12 protein-coding genes are annotated in these 17374 nt (G+C 68.4%); 10 read left to right on the top strand and 2 right to left on the bottom strand.

Annotated features, from left to right (window positions below; translation table 11 throughout):
• The first annotated feature begins 23 nt into the window (after positions 1 to 23).
• The 7 genes from ABFX55_RS36835 (at position 24) to trxA (ending at position 8298) form a co-directional block, all read left to right on the top strand.
• Positions 24 to 2120, top strand: coding sequence for a DUF6049 family protein (locus tag ABFX55_RS36835; protein ID WP_346127567.1), 2097 nt, complete (start codon positions 24 to 26; stop codon positions 2118 to 2120).
• A complete protein-coding gene (murJ, locus tag ABFX55_RS36830; protein ID WP_346127565.1) occupies positions 2117 to 3724 on the top strand; it encodes a murein biosynthesis integral membrane protein MurJ in 1608 nt (535 codons plus the stop codon). Before ABFX55_RS36835 ends, murJ begins: the two co-directional genes overlap by 4 nt.
• A gap of 130 nt (positions 3725 to 3854) precedes the next feature.
• Positions 3855 to 5345: a protein kinase family protein gene (locus ABFX55_RS36825; protein ID WP_346127563.1), complete on the top strand. Its 1491-nt coding sequence runs from the start codon at positions 3855 to 3857 to the stop codon at positions 5343 to 5345.
• Positions 5346 to 5350: 5 nt separating this feature from the next.
• On the top strand, positions 5351 to 5962 hold the full coding sequence (sigM, locus tag ABFX55_RS36820) for an RNA polymerase sigma factor SigM (protein WP_376773230.1): 612 nt from the start codon (positions 5351 to 5353) through the stop codon (positions 5960 to 5962).
• On the top strand, positions 5952 to 6899 hold the full coding sequence (locus tag ABFX55_RS36815; RefSeq protein ID WP_346127561.1) for an anti-sigma factor family protein: 948 nt from the start codon (positions 5952 to 5954) through the stop codon (positions 6897 to 6899). The genes sigM and ABFX55_RS36815 overlap by 11 nt, the downstream gene beginning before the upstream one ends.
• A 137-nt stretch (positions 6900 to 7036) precedes the next feature.
• Positions 7037 to 7969 (top strand): thioredoxin-disulfide reductase, encoded by a 933-nt coding sequence (gene trxB, locus ABFX55_RS36810; RefSeq protein ID WP_346127559.1) that lies wholly within the window; start codon positions 7037 to 7039, stop codon positions 7967 to 7969.
• A 14-nt stretch (positions 7970 to 7983) separates the two neighbouring features.
• Entirely contained in the window at positions 7984 to 8298 is a 315-nt protein-coding gene (gene trxA, locus ABFX55_RS36805) for a thioredoxin (protein WP_312895737.1), read from the top strand.
• A 112-nt stretch (positions 8299 to 8410) separates the two neighbouring features.
• On the opposite strand, the gene ABFX55_RS36800 is transcribed toward trxA, so the two are convergent.
• Positions 8411 to 9028 carry a GNAT family N-acetyltransferase gene (locus ABFX55_RS36800; RefSeq protein WP_183653177.1) on the bottom strand — a complete coding sequence of 206 codons (618 nt, stop codon included), beginning with the start codon at positions 9026 to 9028 and terminating at the stop codon, positions 8411 to 8413.
• 259 nt (positions 9029 to 9287) lie between these two features.
• Here ABFX55_RS36800 and ABFX55_RS36795 point away from each other — a divergent pair, with 259 nt between their 5' ends.
• From ABFX55_RS36795 to ABFX55_RS36785, 3 genes are all read left to right on the top strand, one after another.
• The gene (locus tag ABFX55_RS36795; protein ID WP_346131367.1) at positions 9288 to 10520 is read left to right on the top strand and encodes an aminotransferase-like domain-containing protein; all 1233 of its coding nucleotides are present in this window, start codon (positions 9288 to 9290) and stop codon (positions 10518 to 10520) included.
• A 1488-nt stretch (positions 10521 to 12008) separates the two neighbouring features.
• Entirely contained in the window at positions 12009 to 12956 is a 948-nt protein-coding gene (locus ABFX55_RS36790; RefSeq protein WP_346127557.1) for a D-alanine--D-alanine ligase family protein, read from the top strand.
• A 669-nt stretch (positions 12957 to 13625) separates the two neighbouring features.
• A complete protein-coding gene (locus ABFX55_RS36785; protein WP_346127555.1) occupies positions 13626 to 14672 on the top strand; it encodes a threonine aldolase family protein in 1047 nt (348 codons plus the stop codon).
• An 836-nt stretch (positions 14673 to 15508) separates the two neighbouring features.
• Here the strand turns inward: ABFX55_RS36785 and ABFX55_RS36780 are convergent.
• Positions 15509 to 16474, bottom strand: coding sequence for a ParB/RepB/Spo0J family partition protein (locus ABFX55_RS36780; RefSeq protein WP_346127553.1), 966 nt, complete (start codon positions 16472 to 16474; stop codon positions 15509 to 15511).
• Between the last annotated feature and the right edge of the window lie 900 nt (positions 16475 to 17374).

Below are 17374 nucleotides of genomic sequence, written 5' to 3'. Positions count from 1 at the left end.
CGAACTCCTCCACGGGCAGACGCGTGATCCGTAAGGCCACGCTCCTCTCCGTCCTCATCGCCGCGTTGCTCACCCCCTCGGTCGTGACGACGGCGAGCACGGCTGCCGCCGCGCCTGTCAACGCGCAGCAGGCGAAGCTGACCATCGAGTCGATCACGCCGGACGTACCGAGTCGACTCACCGACGAGATCAAGGTCTCCGGCAAGGTCACCAACGCCGGCACGACGCCCATGGGCCCGGTGGTCATCCGGCTGTGGCTCCCCAGGCAGCCGTTCGCCGACAGGGCGGCCATGGAGGCCTACCTCGCGGGCGGTCCCGTCGTCGAGTACGCCTCGCTCACCTCCACGATCACCATTCCCTCGATCGCGGCGGGCGGGTCGGCGCCTTTCGAGCTGGTCACGACGCCCGCGGCGCTCAGCGTGAGGCAGTTCGGCGTCTACCCGCTGGGCGTGGAGGTGATGAACAACTGGCAGCCGGTCACCAAGGTGCGGACCTTCCTGACCTACGCGCCGCCGACCACTCCCCCGATCCCGAAGACCAAGGTGGCGTTCGCGCTGCCGATGATCGACCAGCCGCACCGCAGCGACGACTCCCTCTTCATCGACGAGACCCTGCGCACCTCGCTGCTCGGCAACGGCCGCCTCGCCGACCTGCTGCGCATCGCCCAGTCCAAGCCCAAGAACGCCACCTGGTTCGTCGATCCCGCGCTGCTCGACGACGTGCTGGCGATGACCAGGGCGCACGAGGTACGGCCCAAGTCGGGCGACAAGATCAAGCGCCCCGCCGACGCCAGCGCGCGCCAGTGGCTCGACCAGCTGCGCACGGCGTTGGCCGGTCAGAAGGTGGTGGCCACGCCGTACGCCGACCCCGACGTGACGGCCCTGGCCCACCAGGGGCTCGACGGGGTGACCGACAAGGCCGTCACGATCGCGGGCTCCACCGCCAGGGAGCTGCTCAAGCAGGACGTGCCCACCTCGATCGCCTGGCCTGTCGCGGGCAAGATCGACGACGACGGGCTCGACCTGCTCACGGTCAGCAAGGTGTCGACCGTCCTGCTCAATGCCGACAACCTGCCGCCCGACCCTCCCATGACCACCACCCCCGACGCCGCGGCGACGATCAACAGCGTCTCGGGTCCCGTCACCGCGCTGCTGGCCGAGCCAGGGCTCAGCCGTACGCTCGAGCTTGAACCAGGGGTGGCCGGCTCCTCCACGCTGCAGAAGCAGCGGTTCGTGGCGGAGAGCGCCCTGATCGCCGCCGAGCCTGGCGTCACGACGCCCCGCTCGTTGGTGGTGGCGCCCGCGCGGCGCTGGAACCCCAACCCCACGCACGTCATGAACCTGCTGAAGACCGCGGAAGGGCTGCCCTGGCTCACCAGCGTCCCACTCGACTCGATCAAGCCGGGCAAGGCCCCCACTCCGCGTTCGGGCCTGGTCTACACCGACGATGACCGCAAGGCCGAGCTCAGCAAGAAATACCTCGACTCGGTCAGGCGGGTGGCGGGCAAGGCGCAGCTGACCTCCTCGATCACCGCCGATCTCCGGCCCTCCGACTTCGACAGGGCGGTGCTGCGCCTGACCTCCTCCGCGTGGCGCACCAAGACCGGCACGGGCAGCAGGGAGGTCAAGCAGGTCGACCAGGCCGTCGAGGACGATCTCGGCCTCGTCACCATCACCGGCGCGGCGGCCGACTGGACACGGGAGCTGGCCGGTGAAGAGGGTCAGATCCCGATCAGCGTGAAGAACCAGCGGAAGGAGGCGATCTCCCTGACGGTGGACGTCTCCCCCGACAACCCCGACGTGCTGACGATCGTCAGCGACGGCAAGCCCAAGCGGCTCGACATCGACCCTGGGCAGAGCGGCACGATCCAGGTCAAGATGCGATCGAAGACCAGCGGCGACTCCACGGTGACGGTCCGGCTGCGCACGCTGGACGGCAAGGCCTACGACGCACCGCGGAAGCTCACGATCAGGACGACCGGCTACACGGGAATCGCGCTGGTGATCATCGGGGCGGCGCTGTCCGTCATGCTGGCCGCGGTGGTGATGCGCATTCTGCGGCGCAGGTCGCAGCGGCGGCTGGCGAAGACGGCGAAGGTTAGGGAGAACGAGCGCGTATGAGCCGAATGCTGCGGGCGAGCGCGATCATGGCCGCGGGCACGATGGTGTCCAGGGTCACGGGGTTCGTGCGCACGATCATCCTGGCCGCCGCGATCGGCACCGGTCTGATGGGCGACGCCTACCAGGCCGCCTACACCATCCCCTACAGCATCCTCGACCTGCTGATCCTCGGCGTGCTCAGCAGTGTGGTGGTGCCGATGATCGTCCGGGCCCAGCAGCAGGACCCCGACGGCGGCAGGGCCTACGAGCAGCGCCTGCTCACCATCTCGACGCTCGCGCTCACGGTCGTGGCGGTGCTCTCCGTCCTGGCCGCCCCGCTGCTGATCGATCTCTACACCAACTGGCGGCCCGGCTCGAGGGAGTTCGACGTCGCGGTCTCCCTGGCCAGGTTCATCCTGCCGCAGCTGGCCTTCTTCGGGGTCGGCGCGATCGCCGGCGCCATCCTCAACACCCGCGACAGGTTCGCCGCCCCGATGTGGGCCCCGGTTCTCAACAACCTGGTCGTCATCGGCGTCCTGCTGGCCTACATCGTCGTCAGCACGGGCCGAGGCGACATCTCCAAGGTCACCACCTCCGAACTCGCGCTGCTCGGCCTCGGCACGACGGCGGGAATCGTCGCCCAGGCCCTCGTGCTCATCGTGGCGCTCAAGCGGGCGGGCTTCTCCTTCAGGCTCCGCTTCGATGTGCGCAACGCCAGGCTCGGCGAGATGGGGAGGGCGGGCATCTGGACGATCGGCTACGTGGTGGTCACGCAGCTCGGCCTCGTCCTCACCACGAACCTGGCCACCGCGGCGGGAGCGGCGGTCAAGGATCACGGCCTCACGCCGTACAACTTCGCGTTCCAGCTGTTCCAGCTGCCCTACGGCATCATCGGCGTCTCCGTCATCACCGCCATGCTGCCCAGGATGAGCAGGGCAGTGGGCGAGGGCAGGCTCGACGACGTCCGCTCCGAGTTCGGCTCAGGGGTACGGCTGGTCGCCTCCGTCATGGTGCCGATCTCGCTGCTGCTCATGGTGCTCGGCCCTGCGATCACCGTGCTGATCTTCGGGCACGGCGCCTCGGCTCCGGAGAACGCCGTCTACATCGGCAACGTGCTGCAGGTCTTCGGCCTGGCGCTGGTGCCGTTCTCGGTCTTCCAGCTGCTGCTGCGCGTCTTCTACAGCTTCGGAGACACCCGCACCCCCGTCTTCGTCGGCGCGGGCACGACCGCGGTCAACGCGGTGCTCATGCTGGTGGCCTACTACACGCTGCCCGCCGCGTACGTGGTCATGGGGCTGGCCTTCGCCTACGCGGTGGCTTACGCCCTGGGCGCAATCGTGGCCTGGACGCTGGCCAGCCGCCGGGTGCAGGGTCTCGGCGGTTGGGCCGTGGGCTCGGCGCTGACCAGGATGTACATCGCCGCGCTGCCCACGGCGGTCGTGGCTCTGGGGGCCGTCTGGGGGGTCCAGGAGCTGTTCGGGGCCCTGAGCCTGGTCAACTCACTGATCATTCTGGCCGTCGGCGGCGGGCTCGGCGGAGCCCTGTATCTGGTCGTCGCCCACAGGATGCGTATCCCGGAGGTCACCTCGATCGTTGGAATGGTGGCCGGACGGGTAGGCCGTTAGGGAACCCGGTGGGAACTGGCGCGGCACTAGCATGGTGCACTAGAGGCGGCGAATGGAGCAGGAGGGGCGTGGGCGGATCCACCCGGCATAGCGAACCTGCGTGGCCTTCGGCCGCGCGGGTGATCGAAGCATGAGCGCCTCCACCGTGGAACCAGGCACCCGCCTCGCCCAGCGATTCAGGCTCGAGGACCGCGTCAGCGAGTCCGAGGGCGCCACCCTGTGGAAGGCGATCGACGAGATCCTCGCGCGCCCTGTCGCGGTGCACACCTTCGACCCCGACTTCCCGCGCGTCACCGAGGTCGTCACCGCCGCGCGCGCGGCGAGCAGGCTCACCGACCCGCGCCTGACCCAGGTCTTCGACGCGGCCGAGGACGACGGGCTCGCCTACGTGGTGAGCGAGTGGGTCACCGGCGAGTCCCTCTCCGACCTGCTGGCTGGAGGGCCCCTCGAGCCCGAGCGCGCCGCCGTCCTGGTGGCCGAGGCCGCGGAGGCGCTGGCCCACGCGCACGAGCACAACCTCCACCACCTGTGCCTGCGCCCCGGCAAGCTCGTCTGGACCACCGGCAACACGGTCAAGGTGCTCGGCGTCGCCGTCGACGCCGCGCTGGAGGGGCTCACCACCGACGATCCCGCGCTCGACGACGCCGAGGGCCTGGGCCGCCTGCTCTACGCGGGCCTGACAGGACACTGGCCTGGCGACGAGGAGGAGGGCGGGCTGCCCGCCGCCCCGATGAGCGACGGCCACTTCTGCACGCCCCGCCAGGTGACCGCGGGCGTGCCCGGCTACCTCGACACCATCACCTGCAGGGCCGTGCTGCCCGAGTCGCGCAAGAGCCACAGCGCGCTGTCCACCCCCGGACAGGTGGCCGAGGCGCTCGCCGACGTGGCGAGGCCGCTGACGATCCAGTACACGCCGCCGCCTTCACCGCCGCCCGCCCCCGCCGTCGTCTCCCGCTCCGAGGGTCTCGACACCCAGCAGCGGACGTACGTCTCCCAACCTCTTCCCCCCCAGCAGCCCAGCACCCTCAACAGGGTGCTGATGACGTTCGTGGTCCTTTTGGTGATCGCCGCGGTCGGCGTCGGCGCCTGGACTCTCGGCCGTAAGCTCGGCAATCCCGCGCCTCCCGAGGTCGCGCAGAGCCAGCCGCCCCCTTCGGCGACCGCCGAGCCGCAGATCGTCAAGCCGTCGAACGCCACGGGCTTCGACCCTCTCGGCGACGACGGAGCCGAACATCCCGAGCTGGCCGACGACGCCGTCGACGGCAAGCCCGACACCTTCTGGCACACCACCAACTACAACAACGCGACCCTCGGCAACCTGAAGCCCGGTGTGGGGCTGCTGCTGGACATGGGGAAGCCGACCAAGATCGCCGATGTGATCGCGACGCTGTCCAGCGCCTCAGGGGCCAGCGTCGAGCTCAAGGTGGGAGACTCCCCCGACCTGTCCTCCCTCAAGACGGTGGCCAAGCAGAAGGACGCGTCGGGAAAGGTCACCCTGACGCCGGACGAGGCCGCAACCGGTCAGTACGTTTTGATCTGGTTTACTCGTCTTCCTGCGGATGCCGGGAAGTTTCGTGGCACCATCTATGACGTAGTGGTGTATTCCCCCGGAACGGCATAAACCTTGTGAATTCCCCACCTGAGCCACTCTCTGACGCCGAGCTGCTCACCCGGCACCTCGACGGGGATCAGCATGCGTTCAGTGAGATAGTCAAGAGGCACCGCGACCGCATGTGGGCGGTCGCCCTGCGCACGCTGGGCGACCCCGACGAGGCGGCTGATGCCGTACAGGACGCGTTCGTCTCCGCTTACAGGAAGGCGCACAGCTTTCGCGGCGAGGCGGCCGTCACGACCTGGCTGCACCGCATCGTGGTCAACGCCTGCCTCGACAGGATGCGCCGCAAGTCGGTCAGGCCCGTCGCCGACGACGAGCTCATCGAGGCGGCCGAGCGTGACACGCCCATGCCCGACCAGACCGGCGAGCGCGAGGTCTCCATGGAGGTTTCGGCTGCCCTCAAAATGCTTCCAGCCGACCAGAGGGCGGCGCTCGTCCTCGTGGACATGATGGGCTATTCCGTCGAAGACGCAGCTCAAGTGCTGTCCGTGCCCAGCGGCACCGTGAAGAGCCGGTGTGCACGGGGTCGCGCGAAACTTGCCCCGATTCTTTCGCATCTGCGGAACCGAACAGACCTGACCCGCGTCTCATCCGCGAAGGGAGCAGAACTTCGTGACGGGTGACACGCACTACGATCTGGAGATCTTGGCCGAGCTGGCCGAGGGTCTCCTGGACGCTGCCACGGCCGAACAGGTCCGCGAGCATCTCGCGGTTTGCGACCCCTGTGGGGAGCTCCTGGCGGACCTGGCCGCGGTTCGCGAGGTGCTCGCGGCGACTCCCACACCGGCCATGCCGATGGGTGTCGCGATGCGGATCGACCAGGCCCTTGCTCGTGAGGCCGCAGGTGGAGGTCTCGACCTCCTCGACGGTCCTGACTGGGAGGAACTGACCAGACAGACCCCCGAGCCCGTACGGCTCGGCACGGCCGCCGACGACGGCGACCTCGTCCCTGCCTACTCTTCGGGACGCGCCGCCTCGGGACACGGCTACTCCGGACACGGCGCCTCGGGGCACAGCGGTTCAGGGCGACGCCCAGGCGCGCGGCGACCAGCAGGGCAGCGACCTCCTGCGCAGCGTTCTCCTGGACGGCGCAGATGGGGGATGCCACTGGTGGCGGCGGCCGCGGCAGCGGTCGTGGTCGGCGCCGCGGGCCTCTCGACCGGACTGCTGGCGGGCGGATCCGATCCGTCGCCAGGCAGAAGCCTGCAGGCGCTGCCCCAGCCCTCGGTGTCGAAGCCGGCGCTGAGCTACATGGTGACCGACACCGACTACAACTGGAGCTCCCAGGACCTCAAGCAGCCGCTGAGCACCTTCCTGGGTGCGGCTCCTGGCTCCAAGGACGCCGGCGGTGTCGATCCCAAGGTGTCGGCGTGTGTCGAGCGGGTGGCGGCCCGGAGCAAGCTCAGGCCGTTCACGGTGGACCAGAGCGAGTTCAACGGCCAGGAGGCGCTGATCATCGCCTCGTGGAAGGACCAGACCGCGCTGCGGGTCAGGGTCGATGTGGTCGACCCGTTCAAGTGCAAGAACATCGTCAAGCCCACGCTGGGTAACTGGAAGTAGATCCCCTTTCCGACGCGAGGAGCCCGCCCTGTGCGGGCTCCTTTCGTTTGCCCCTGGCGATGTGGGTAGGGCTGGGAATCACGGACGCCTAGGATCTGTTGACGCCACTGGCAAACAGAGAAGGAAGGCGTGGAGCGTTGAGCGACGTCCGAAATGTGATCATCATCGGTTCGGGCCCCGCGGGGTACACCTCGGCCGTCTACTCCGCCCGCGCCGAACTCAAGCCGCTGGTCTTCGAGGGTTCGGTCACCGCGGGTGGAGCCCTGATGAACACCACCGACGTGGAGAACTTCCCCGGGTTCCCCGACGGCATCATGGGCCCCGACCTCATGGACAACCTGCGCAAGCAGGCCGAGAGGTTCGGCGCCGAGCTGGTGGCCGACGACGTGGTCGAGGTCGACCTCGAGGCCAACCCCAAGGTGGTCAAGACTCACACCGACACCTACTACGCCAAGTCGGTCATCCTGGCGATGGGCTCCGGCTACCGCGAGCTGGGCCTGGTCAACGAGAAGCGCCTGTCAGGACACGGCGTCTCGTGGTGCGCGACGTGTGACGGGTTCTTCTTCCGCAACAAGGACATCGTCGTGGTCGGCGGCGGCGACACCGCCATGGAGGAGGCGACCTTCCTCACCCGCTTCGCGCGCATGGTGACGGTCGTCCACCGCCGTGACGAGCTGCGCGCCAGCAAGATCATGCAGGAGCGGGCCTTCGCCAACGAGAAGATCCGCTTCGTCTGGGACTCCGAGGTCGTCGACGTGCTCGGTGGCGACAAGGTGACCGCCGTCCAGCTGCGCAACCTCAAGACGGGCGAGGAGTGCGAGCTGGCCGCCGACGGGCTGTTCATCGCCATCGGCCACGACCCGCGCACCGACCTGGTCAAGGGCCAGATCGAACTCGACGACGACGGATACATCAAGGTCGCGGCGCCCACCACCGCGACCAACATCCCCGGTGTGTTCGCCGCCGGCGACGTCGTCGACCACACCTACCGGCAGGCCATCACCGCCGCGGGCACGGGATGCTCGGCGTCACTCGACTCCGAGCGCTGGCTCGCAAGCAACGAGAACTAACGAAGGAGCCCACTGTGAAGGCAGTCACCGACGCCTCGTTCGAGGCGGACGTCCTCAAGAACGACAAGCCTGTGCTTGTCGACTTCTGGGCCGAGTGGTGCGGCCCGTGCCGCCAGGTCGCCCCGATCCTCGAGGAGATCTCGAAGGAGTACGGGGACAAGCTGGAGATCGTCAAGCTGAACATCGACGAGAACCCCAACGTCCCCCGCGACTACGGTGTGCTCCAGATCCCGACGATGAACGTCTACAAGGGCGGCGAGGTCGTCAAGCAGATCATCGGCGCCAAGCCGAAGGCCATGCTGCTGCGCGAGCTCGACGGCATCATCTAGCCCGACCCGCTTCGCCGGGCCCCGGGGGCTTCGCCCCTCGGGGCCTTCGGCTGTACGGCGCGGGCAGGTGCCGTACAGGATGGCCCGGGGGCTCGCGAAGCCCCCAGATCGCTCAGACGGGGCGCAGGGCGCGTTCTGGACTCATGGATCCCAGGAGCCGCTCCAGCGCCACCTCGACGTCTTCACGCCACGACACGGCGCTCTTGAGCTCCAGCCTGAGCCGGGGGAAGCGCAGATGCGGCCGAACCGTCTTGAATCCCACGGAAAGCAGGTACTCGGCGGGCACCACGCAGCTCGGCTCCTCCCACTTCAGGTCGCCGAAGGCCTCGATCGCCCGCACACCGCGCCTGGTGAGGTCCTTGGCCACGCCCTGGATGAGCATCCGCCCCAGCCCGCCGCCGGAGAACTCGGGGATGATGTGCGCGGTCATCAGCAGGACGGCGTCGGCGCTGACCGGCGAGGTGGGGAAGGCCACCGAGCGGGGCGTGTAGAGCGGCGGGCTGTACAGCACGAACCCGGCGGGCACACCGTCGACGTAAACGATCTTCCCGCAGCTCCCCCACTCGAGCAGGGTGGACGAGATCCAGGCCTCCTTCTCCAGCCCTGGATCACCCGTCTTGACGGCTCTCTCGCCGCTCACGGGGTCGAGCTCCCAGAAGACGCACTGCCGGCACCGTCGCGGCAGATCGTCGAGGTTGTCCAGAGTGACGTTGGCCAGCCGACGCGACAACTATTGCCCCAATCGTTGCTGTGCGGAAAAGCGCGCGAATACCGCGTCCCCAGCTGGCATCGTAACTCAGGGACGATGTCGGCAGCGGACTGTCCCGGTCGCGGCCGGGTCAACGCTCTGACGTACTCTGGTATCTCGGTTCAATGCCACACCTAGGAGGTGGACCGTGACAGAAGAGACGGATCACGGTCGGACGCCCGCGACCCAAGGGTCGCGTATCGACGCCTACGTCGATCGGTACGCCGCGCGAGCTACCGGGATGGTCGCCTCCGAGATCCGAGCTCTCTTCGCCGTCGCGTCGAGGCCCGAGGTGGTCTCGCTCGCCGGCGGCATGCCGTACGTCACGGCCCTTCCCCTCGATGTCGTGGGCGAGCTGGTGTCCGATCTGGTCGCCCGCCGCGGTCCCGTGGCCCTGCAGTACGGCTCGGCGCAGGGAGACCCGCACCTGCGCGAGCAGATCTGCGAGGTCATGCGCATGGAGGGCATCGACGCCAGCCCTGACGACGTCGTCGCCACCGTCGGCTCGCAGCAGGCGCTCGACCTGATCACACGGATCTTCATCGATCCGGGCGACGTGGTACTCGCCGAGGGCCCCTCGTACGTCGGCGCCCTCGGAACATTCGCCGCATACCAGGCCAAAGTGGTCCATATCGCTATGGACGATCAGGGCCTCATCCCCGAGTCACTCGCGCAGACCATCTACGCGCTGCGCGCCGCGGGCAGCCGCATCAAGTTCCTCTACACGATCCCGACGTTCCACAACCCCGGCGGCGTCACCCTGAACGTCGCCCGCCGCCAGCAGGTGCTCGACATCTGCCAGCGCGCCGGGATCCTGATCGTCGAGGACAACCCGTACGGCCTGCTCGGCTTCGACGGCGACCCCATGCGGGCGCTGCGCGCCGACAACTCCGACGGCGTGGTCTACCTGGGCTCGTTCTCCAAGACGCTGGCCCCGGGGTTCCGCGTCGGCTGGGCGCTGGCTCCCCACGCCATCCGCGACAAGCTCGTGCTCGCCATGGAATCGGCCGTGCTGTCGCACTCGACCTTCACGCAGCTGGCCGTCGGCCAGTACCTCGCCACGCAGCCGTGGCGGGAGCAGATCAAGACCTTCCGCGAGCTCTACAGGGAGCGCAGGGACGCGATGCTCAACTCCCTCGAGGCCCTGATGCCGCCGGGCGTCACATGGACGCGTCCGGGCGGCGGGTTCTTCGTGTGGGCGTCCCTGCCCGAGGGGCTCGACTCCAAGGCGATCCTGCCGCGGGCGGTGGCCGAGCGGGTGGCGTTCGTTCCCGGAACCGGGTTCTTCTCGGACGGCAGCGGCGCCAGGCACATGCGGCTGTCGTTCTGCTTCCCCGAGCCGGATCGGATCCGCGAAGGGGTGCGGAGGCTGGCGGGGGTGATCGAGCAGGAAGTGCAACTGCGCGACACGTTCGGGACGGGGTCGATCCTGGGGCACCACGGGCTGGACACACCTGGGCCCGATCTGGCCTGAGAGCCGTCGAAAACGTGAGCACGTCCGCTGCGGGCGTGCTCACGTTTTTTGTGTGAGAGCGATTCTGCGGGGCGGGGGTTTTCGGCGGGCAGTGGGTGCGAGGCGACTGAGAGCGCTCCTGAAACCCGTTTTTTCGCCGCCAGACGGCCTGCCACCCAGATTCCGGCCCTCACCTCTTCGCCTCTTGGCGGTCGCTCTCGCCTCTTGGCGGTCGCTCTCATCTCTGAGTGATGTCTTCATCTCTTGGGTGGTCGCCTCTTGGGTCGTCGCCTCTTGGGTCGTCGCCTCTTGGGTCGTCGCCTCTTGGGTCGTCGCCTCTTGGGTCGTCGCCATATCTCTTGAGTGACCGCCCTCGTCTCTTGAGTGGCCGCCCTTGTCTCTTGGGCGGTCGCCATATTTCTTTAGTGGCGGATTGAGTTCGCGCCGCCCGGTTCGCGTCTCCTCGGCTCAAGAGCTCGAAACTTTCGCGTTCCTCTGGCTCCCGCTTCCCCGGGAGCCCGTCCTTCTGGCGCCCACGCTTCCCGGCCCCCGCGTTTCCTCGACTGCCCGCTTCCCTGGCTCAGGGTCCAACCGTCGCTTCTGCCTCGCGCCACCCTCGCCGAGTCTCCGTTCCCCGTCTCCCGTCTTCGTTTCCCCGTCCCCGTCCTCCCCCGTCCTCAGTTCCTGTCTTCGTGTCCCCGCCCTGTCCTCCCCCGTCCTCGATTCCCGTCTTCGTCTCCCCGTCTCCCTCTCCTCGCCGTCACCTCTCCCCCTCCGTGTCCCTCCGCCTCCCCTTGTCTACCCCTTCTCGCCGCCGCCTCCGCTCCACGCTTCTCCGCCCCTCCTCGCCGCCGCCGTCTGACCGCCAACGTCTCACCCGTCTCACCGCCCAAGGTTCTCCGCATCCCCTTTCTCATCGCCGCCGTCTCAGCCACCTCTACACCCCCACGATTCCCCGCACCCCTCACCGCCGCTGAGCCACCATCTCGCCGCCGATCTCTCCATCCGCGTCCCCTCAACCTCCTCACCGCCACCGGGCCACCGTCTATCTCTCCACCCCACGTTCCTCGCACCCCGACCGCCGCCGTCTCTCCAAGGCCCTACGCTGTGCCGCCCCCACCTCCCCGCCCCACGTTCTCGGCTCCTGTCTCCTGGTTCCCTCTCTCCGTCCGCTGTCTCACCCACCCTGTTTCTCTCGTCCATGTCCCCTTCTCTTCCTCCGTAGCCGCGTTCTCTCGTTCCTCGGTCCTGTCTCTCGTGTTCCTCCGCGCTCGTCCCCCTCCCCTGGCGGCGGGGTTGGCGGTATCCGGGGGCGCCGTTGGGGCGGAGGTCCACCGCGCACGGGGAGCGTCCCTTGGACGGGCGGTCAGCGGTGACAAGGGAGGCGCTTGGGTGGCTTGCCGTACAGGAGAAAGATGGAGAGGACGGACCGCCGCGGGGCTCTGGTCAACCGGCTGGACGGGTACGGTGGAACATCGTGCGACGCCGGCGATCTACGGAGGGGTTTTGATGAGCGACCTGGGACATGTGCTCGTGCTTGCCGGCGGACTGTCCTACGAGCGCGAGGTCTCGCTGCGGTCCGGTCGGCGGGTGAGCGAGGTGCTGCGCGCGGCCGGCATCGACGTCGAGACCAGGGACACCGACGCCTCCCTGGTGCCGGCCGTTCTCGCGGATCCGCCGGACGCGGTGTTCGTGACGCTGCACGGTGGGGCCGGCGAGGACGGCGCGATCCGTTCGGTTCTCGAGCTGTTGGGGGTCCCCTACGTCGGGGCGGATCCGGACGCCTGCCGGGTGGCGTTCGACAAGCCGACTGCCAAGGCGGTGGTGAGGTCCGTGGGGTTGCGGACGCCTGAGTCGGTGACGCTGCCCAAGGAGACGTTCCACGACCTCGGCGCCTCGGCCGTGCTGTCACGCATCGTCGAGCACCTCGGGCTTCCCCTGTTCGTCAAGCCCGCTCGTGGCGGGTCGGCGCTGGGGGCTTCCATTGTGCGTACCGCGGAGGAACTGCCCGCGGCGATGGTGGGCTGCTTCGCCTACGGTGACACGGCGCTCGTCGAGCGGTACATCGAGGGCGTCGAGGTGGCCATGTCCGTGGTCGACCTGGGCGACGGTCCCGTGGCGCTGCCGCCCGTGGAGATCGTCCCCGACGAGGGGGTGTACGACTACGCCGCCCGCTACACCGCGGGGCACACGGAGTTCTTCGCCCCCGCACGCCTGTCACCTGAGGCGGCTGCGGCTTGCGCGCAGATGGCGGTGACGGCGCACACGGCACTGGGCCTGAGGGACGTGTCGCGTACGGACCTCATCGTGGACGCGGCGGGCGAACCGCACTTCCTCGAGGTGAACGTCGCCCCCGGCATGACGGAGACGTCGCTGCTGCCGATGGCGGTGGAAGCGGCAGGCAAGGACCTCGGCGCGCTGTGCCGAGGCCTCCTCGAACGAGCCGCCCACCGCTGACCCCCTCGTCCACGCCCCTCCCCGCTGCGGCGTCCAAGCCTCTGGAGACAAAGGCTCGACGGCCAGCGGTTCAGAGGCGCCGCTGGTTCGGAAGACCCACCGGTCGGAGATTCCACCGGTTCGACGAGTTGCCGGCTCGAAGGGTGCCCATCGACCGGGGACGCCACCGGTTCGGCGGTGGACAGATTCGGCGGCGAAGCCTCCCCGTTTTGACGCGGACGGCAGCCCGGGACGCCAAGCCCCAGCTCTCGCGAAACGAGCGACCCACGGGGCAAGGCTCGATAGACAAGCCGAGCCGCTCCCAAGGACAGCTCGTCCATCAGCTCTCCCACTGCGGCCGGGCAGCCTCCCCACGGGATCCCAACCGGAGGCTGTGCACCCGCTCCCTGGACGACGCCACCGGTAACCGACCTTCCACTCCCAGGGATCATCGCCAGACGCTGGCCCAGCATGTCACGCGGCCCCTCACTTAGAGGACAGCCCTTCGACCTCTCCCCTCGAGGAAGTCGTCCCACCCCCTCCCGCGAGAATCGTCTCAGCCTCCCAAGGAGACCCTTTCGGCCTCTCCCACTTCTCGCCGTCACGGAAACCCCTTTCTACCCCCTCCCAAGGCACACGGAGGAGACCCCGCCAAGAACGCGGGCGTCGTCAGCTCATTAACCTGGCGATGTGCTCATCGACTCGCTGTATCCCAAGAGCTTCGCCAGCGACAACCACGCAGGCGTCCACCCGGCGATCCTCTCCGCCATCTCCACCGCCAACGAAGGCGACGCCCCTGCCTACGGTGGCGACTCCTGTACCGCCGTCTTCGAGCGACACATCAAGGAAGAGTTCGGCGACCACGCGGAAGGGTTCGCGGTGCTCAACGGCGCCGGTGCCAACATGGTGGGCCTGGCCCTCATGCTCGGCCGCTACGACGCCATCATCTGCGCGGACACCGCGCACATCGCCACCCACGAGGCCGGTGCCGCGGAACGCCTGCTCGGCGTGAAGCTCATCACCGTCCCGACGACGGACGGCAAGCTCACACCGCAGGACATCTCCTCCCGCCTGAGCGGCCTCGGCAACTCGCACGAATCGCAGCCGCGGGTGGTGTCCATCTCCGAGGTGACCGAGCTCGGCACCTGCTACTCCCCCAACGAGATCGCCGCCCTCGCCGAGACAGCACACGAAGCGGGTCTCTATCTCCATGTGGACGGCGCCCGCCTCGCCAACGCGGCCGCCTTCCTCGACTGCTCCCTTCGCGAGATCACGACAGACGTGGGTGTCGACGTGTTCAGCTTCGGGGGGACGAAGAACGGCGCACTGGCCGCGGAGGCAGTGGTGGTGCTGGAGCAGTCGCTCGCCCGTGGGGTGCCGTTCCTCCGTCGCCAGTCACTCCAACTGGCCTCGAAGATGCGCTTCATCTCGACACAGCTTTCGGCGCTTCTCACGGACGAACTCTGGCGAACGAACGCGGCCCGCGCGAACGCGATGGCGCGACGCCTCGCTGAAGGAGTGGCCGCGCTTCCCGGTGTCGGGATCACCTATCCGGTCGAATCCAACGCCGTCTTCGCCTCCCTCCCGGAGAAGACGACGGCCGCACTGCAGGAGCGGTACCTGTTCCACGTCTGGGACGAGCGCACCGGCGTCGTCCGCTGGATGACCGCCTTCGACACCACCCCGGCTCAGGTTGACGACTTCATCGAAGACATCGAGAGACACCTGAGCGCCTAGAACCAGGAAGCCGCCAACCCTCCCCCTCGGTGCATCCCCTACGCGCCACGCAGCGCAGCGGGAAGGGCGGCGCTACAAGACGGCACCATTACTCGGGGACGAGACACCCGGCACCACGCGGAGAGCACAACGCATGGCGCCGCTCCAGGAGTGCACCGCATCGCATCACGTGGAGAGTGCAACGCACGGCACCACATAGATCGCGCACCGCATCGCACCACCCAGAGAGCATGACCCACCGCACCACGCGGTGAGCACGACGCACAGTGGTGTCGGAGAGGGACCAAGGCGCACCTGCTGCCATGCCGGACTCGCGGCTCTCTGTTTCACGTGAAACGGTGTTCTCTGCTCAGCCATGCTCATCTATCTACGGTGCGGTTTCACGTGAAACGGAAGGCCACAGGCGCTGGGCCACAGGCGCTGGGCTGCGCACACCAGGCTGCGGGCGTCGAGCTGCGGGCGTCGGCAACGGGCAGCCGAAGACAACGCGGCAGCGGCCAGCAGTCGAGGGCAGCGGGCACCGGACAGGAGGCATAGGGCGAGGAGCAGGGGTGGGCCATGCGAGTCGATTCGACCGGCGATGGGAACCTGTCGATCCCTTGGAAGCTGCCCTGTGAGGGAATCCACCTTCGCGCCTCGCGTCGTTTCACGTGAAACGCGATCCCCGCGCGAGCTTCCCGGTGCCGACCGCGTAAAAGATTTAGGGGCGTGGTTTCACGTGAAACCACGCCCCCAATATCAACCGTCTACGGTCTCCACTTTGCCGCCTGTCTCAGAGCTGCGTTGCCTGCAGGAAGGCAGGCCCAGCCTCCACCCAGGTGGAGCGAGAGGGCGGGCTAGGCCACCTCGTCGCCCTCCCGCATGGCGTGTGCCGCTTCCGGGGCCATGGCGCCGATGATGCGTTCCAGGTCGTCGATCGTGGCGAACTCGACGACGATGCGACCCTTCCTTCGCCCCAGGTCCACCTTCACCTTGGTCTCGAAGTGGTCCGAGAGACGGTCGGCCAGGTGGACGAGGCCCGGCATGGACGGGCGCTTCGCCGGGCGTTCCTTGGGTGCCGTCCCCGCTGCCTTGGCGCCGCCTGTCGCCACAATTTCCTCAACCGTCCGGACCGAGAGGCCCTCTGCCACGATGCGCTTGGCGAGGTACTCCTGCGCCCGGGGGTCGTCCAGGGCGAGCAGGGCACGGGCGTGCCCGGCGCTGATGACGCCTGCGGCAACCGTCAGCTGGACATTGGGCGGGAGGTTCAGGAGGCGGAGTGTGTTGGAGATGTGCGGACGCGAACGTCCAACCCGCTGGGCGAGCTGCTCGTGGGTGGCGCCGAAGTCGTCGAGCAGCTGCTGGTAGGCGGCGGCCTCTTCAAGCGGGTTGAGCTGCTCGCGCTGAAGGTTCTCGATCAGAGCGTCGCGGAGGAGATCGTCGTCCTGAGTGTTGCGGACGATCGCAGGTACGGGGTCAAGGCCGACCAGCTGGCAGGCACGCCAGCGGCGCTCCCCCATGATGAGCTCGTAGCTCCCGCCACCGATCGAACGCACCACGATCGGCTGGAGCAGACCCACCTCCTTGATGGAGGCAGCCAGCTCTTCCAGACGTTCCTCGTCGAAAACGTCACGTGGCTGGCGCGGGTTCGGGGTGATGGCCTTGAGGGCGATCTCCCTGAAGTACGCCCCAGCGACCGGTTGCGGGCCGTTGTCCTGTGTCGAGCCGTCAGATGGTGACACCGCCCCAGTGCCGTCAACGATCGGGCCGGTCGGGATGAGCGCCCCGAGTCCCTTTCCCAGTCCCCGCCGCTGCTGACTCACTGCGTCTCCTCATCCACCCGGCCGCTTCCGGTCACATCAGGAGAGGTTACCGTCGCAGGCGCATCCGAGTGCCCGCTCGCCACACGCAGTTCGGTCGGGTTTGCCACATCCCGCCCAAGCCGTACCTGGAGCCTGCGACTTCGGCGACGCGCGGACGGCACTGGGCGGCTCCTCCGGCGCGGTGGAGGCGTGGACGGTGACACCGACCCGTGGTCACCGGTCTGGAGCCCAAGGATCCAAGACGGCTGCGGACCACCTGTAGCGCGAAGACCGCAGAGGACAGATCGATCGCGGAGGAACGGATCGCTAAGGATTCACGGATGGACGAATCGCGGACACGCGGATGACAGACGCTCGGACGACAGACGCTCGGACGACAGACGCGGGCCGCGGACGGACGAATCACGGATGGACGTACCGACGACGCGCGGACGACAGACGCGCGGATCGCGGTGGACCACCACGAACGCACGGATCGCGGAGGATCAAGGACCGCAGGGCGTCGGGATCGCGTGAGTGAGACGCAGAAGACCGGCGGGTCACCGAGACGCCAGGCGCCCGCAGGAGACCGCGACGGCTGCGAGCCGGCGCGGCGGGCCAGGCGGGCGAGCACCGGGCGAGGAGGCGGCCCCCGGCGGGCGGTCACGGGCGAGGTAAGGAGGTGGGAGGCGATCCTCGCCGGACGACACAGGTGAAGCGAAAGGACCTGGATGCGGCCCTAGCGCGGTCAGGAGCGAGGCAGGGAGGCTGGAGCCACCCCAGCGGACGGCCCAGCAGAAGCATGGGGGCGGGCCAGGCGCGGATGAGCACGGCGCGGGTGAGCACAGCCGCGGGGTAAGGCGGTGGACCAGACGGGCGAGCAGGAGCGGGGGCGCGGGCAAGCGGGTGGCCCCCCTCTGG

The organism is Nonomuraea roseola, from assembly GCF_039535395.1.
GTDB lineage: Bacteria > Actinomycetota > Actinomycetes > Streptosporangiales > Streptosporangiaceae > Nonomuraea > Nonomuraea roseola.
This window is presented reverse-complemented; position numbering and strand designations above follow the sequence as displayed.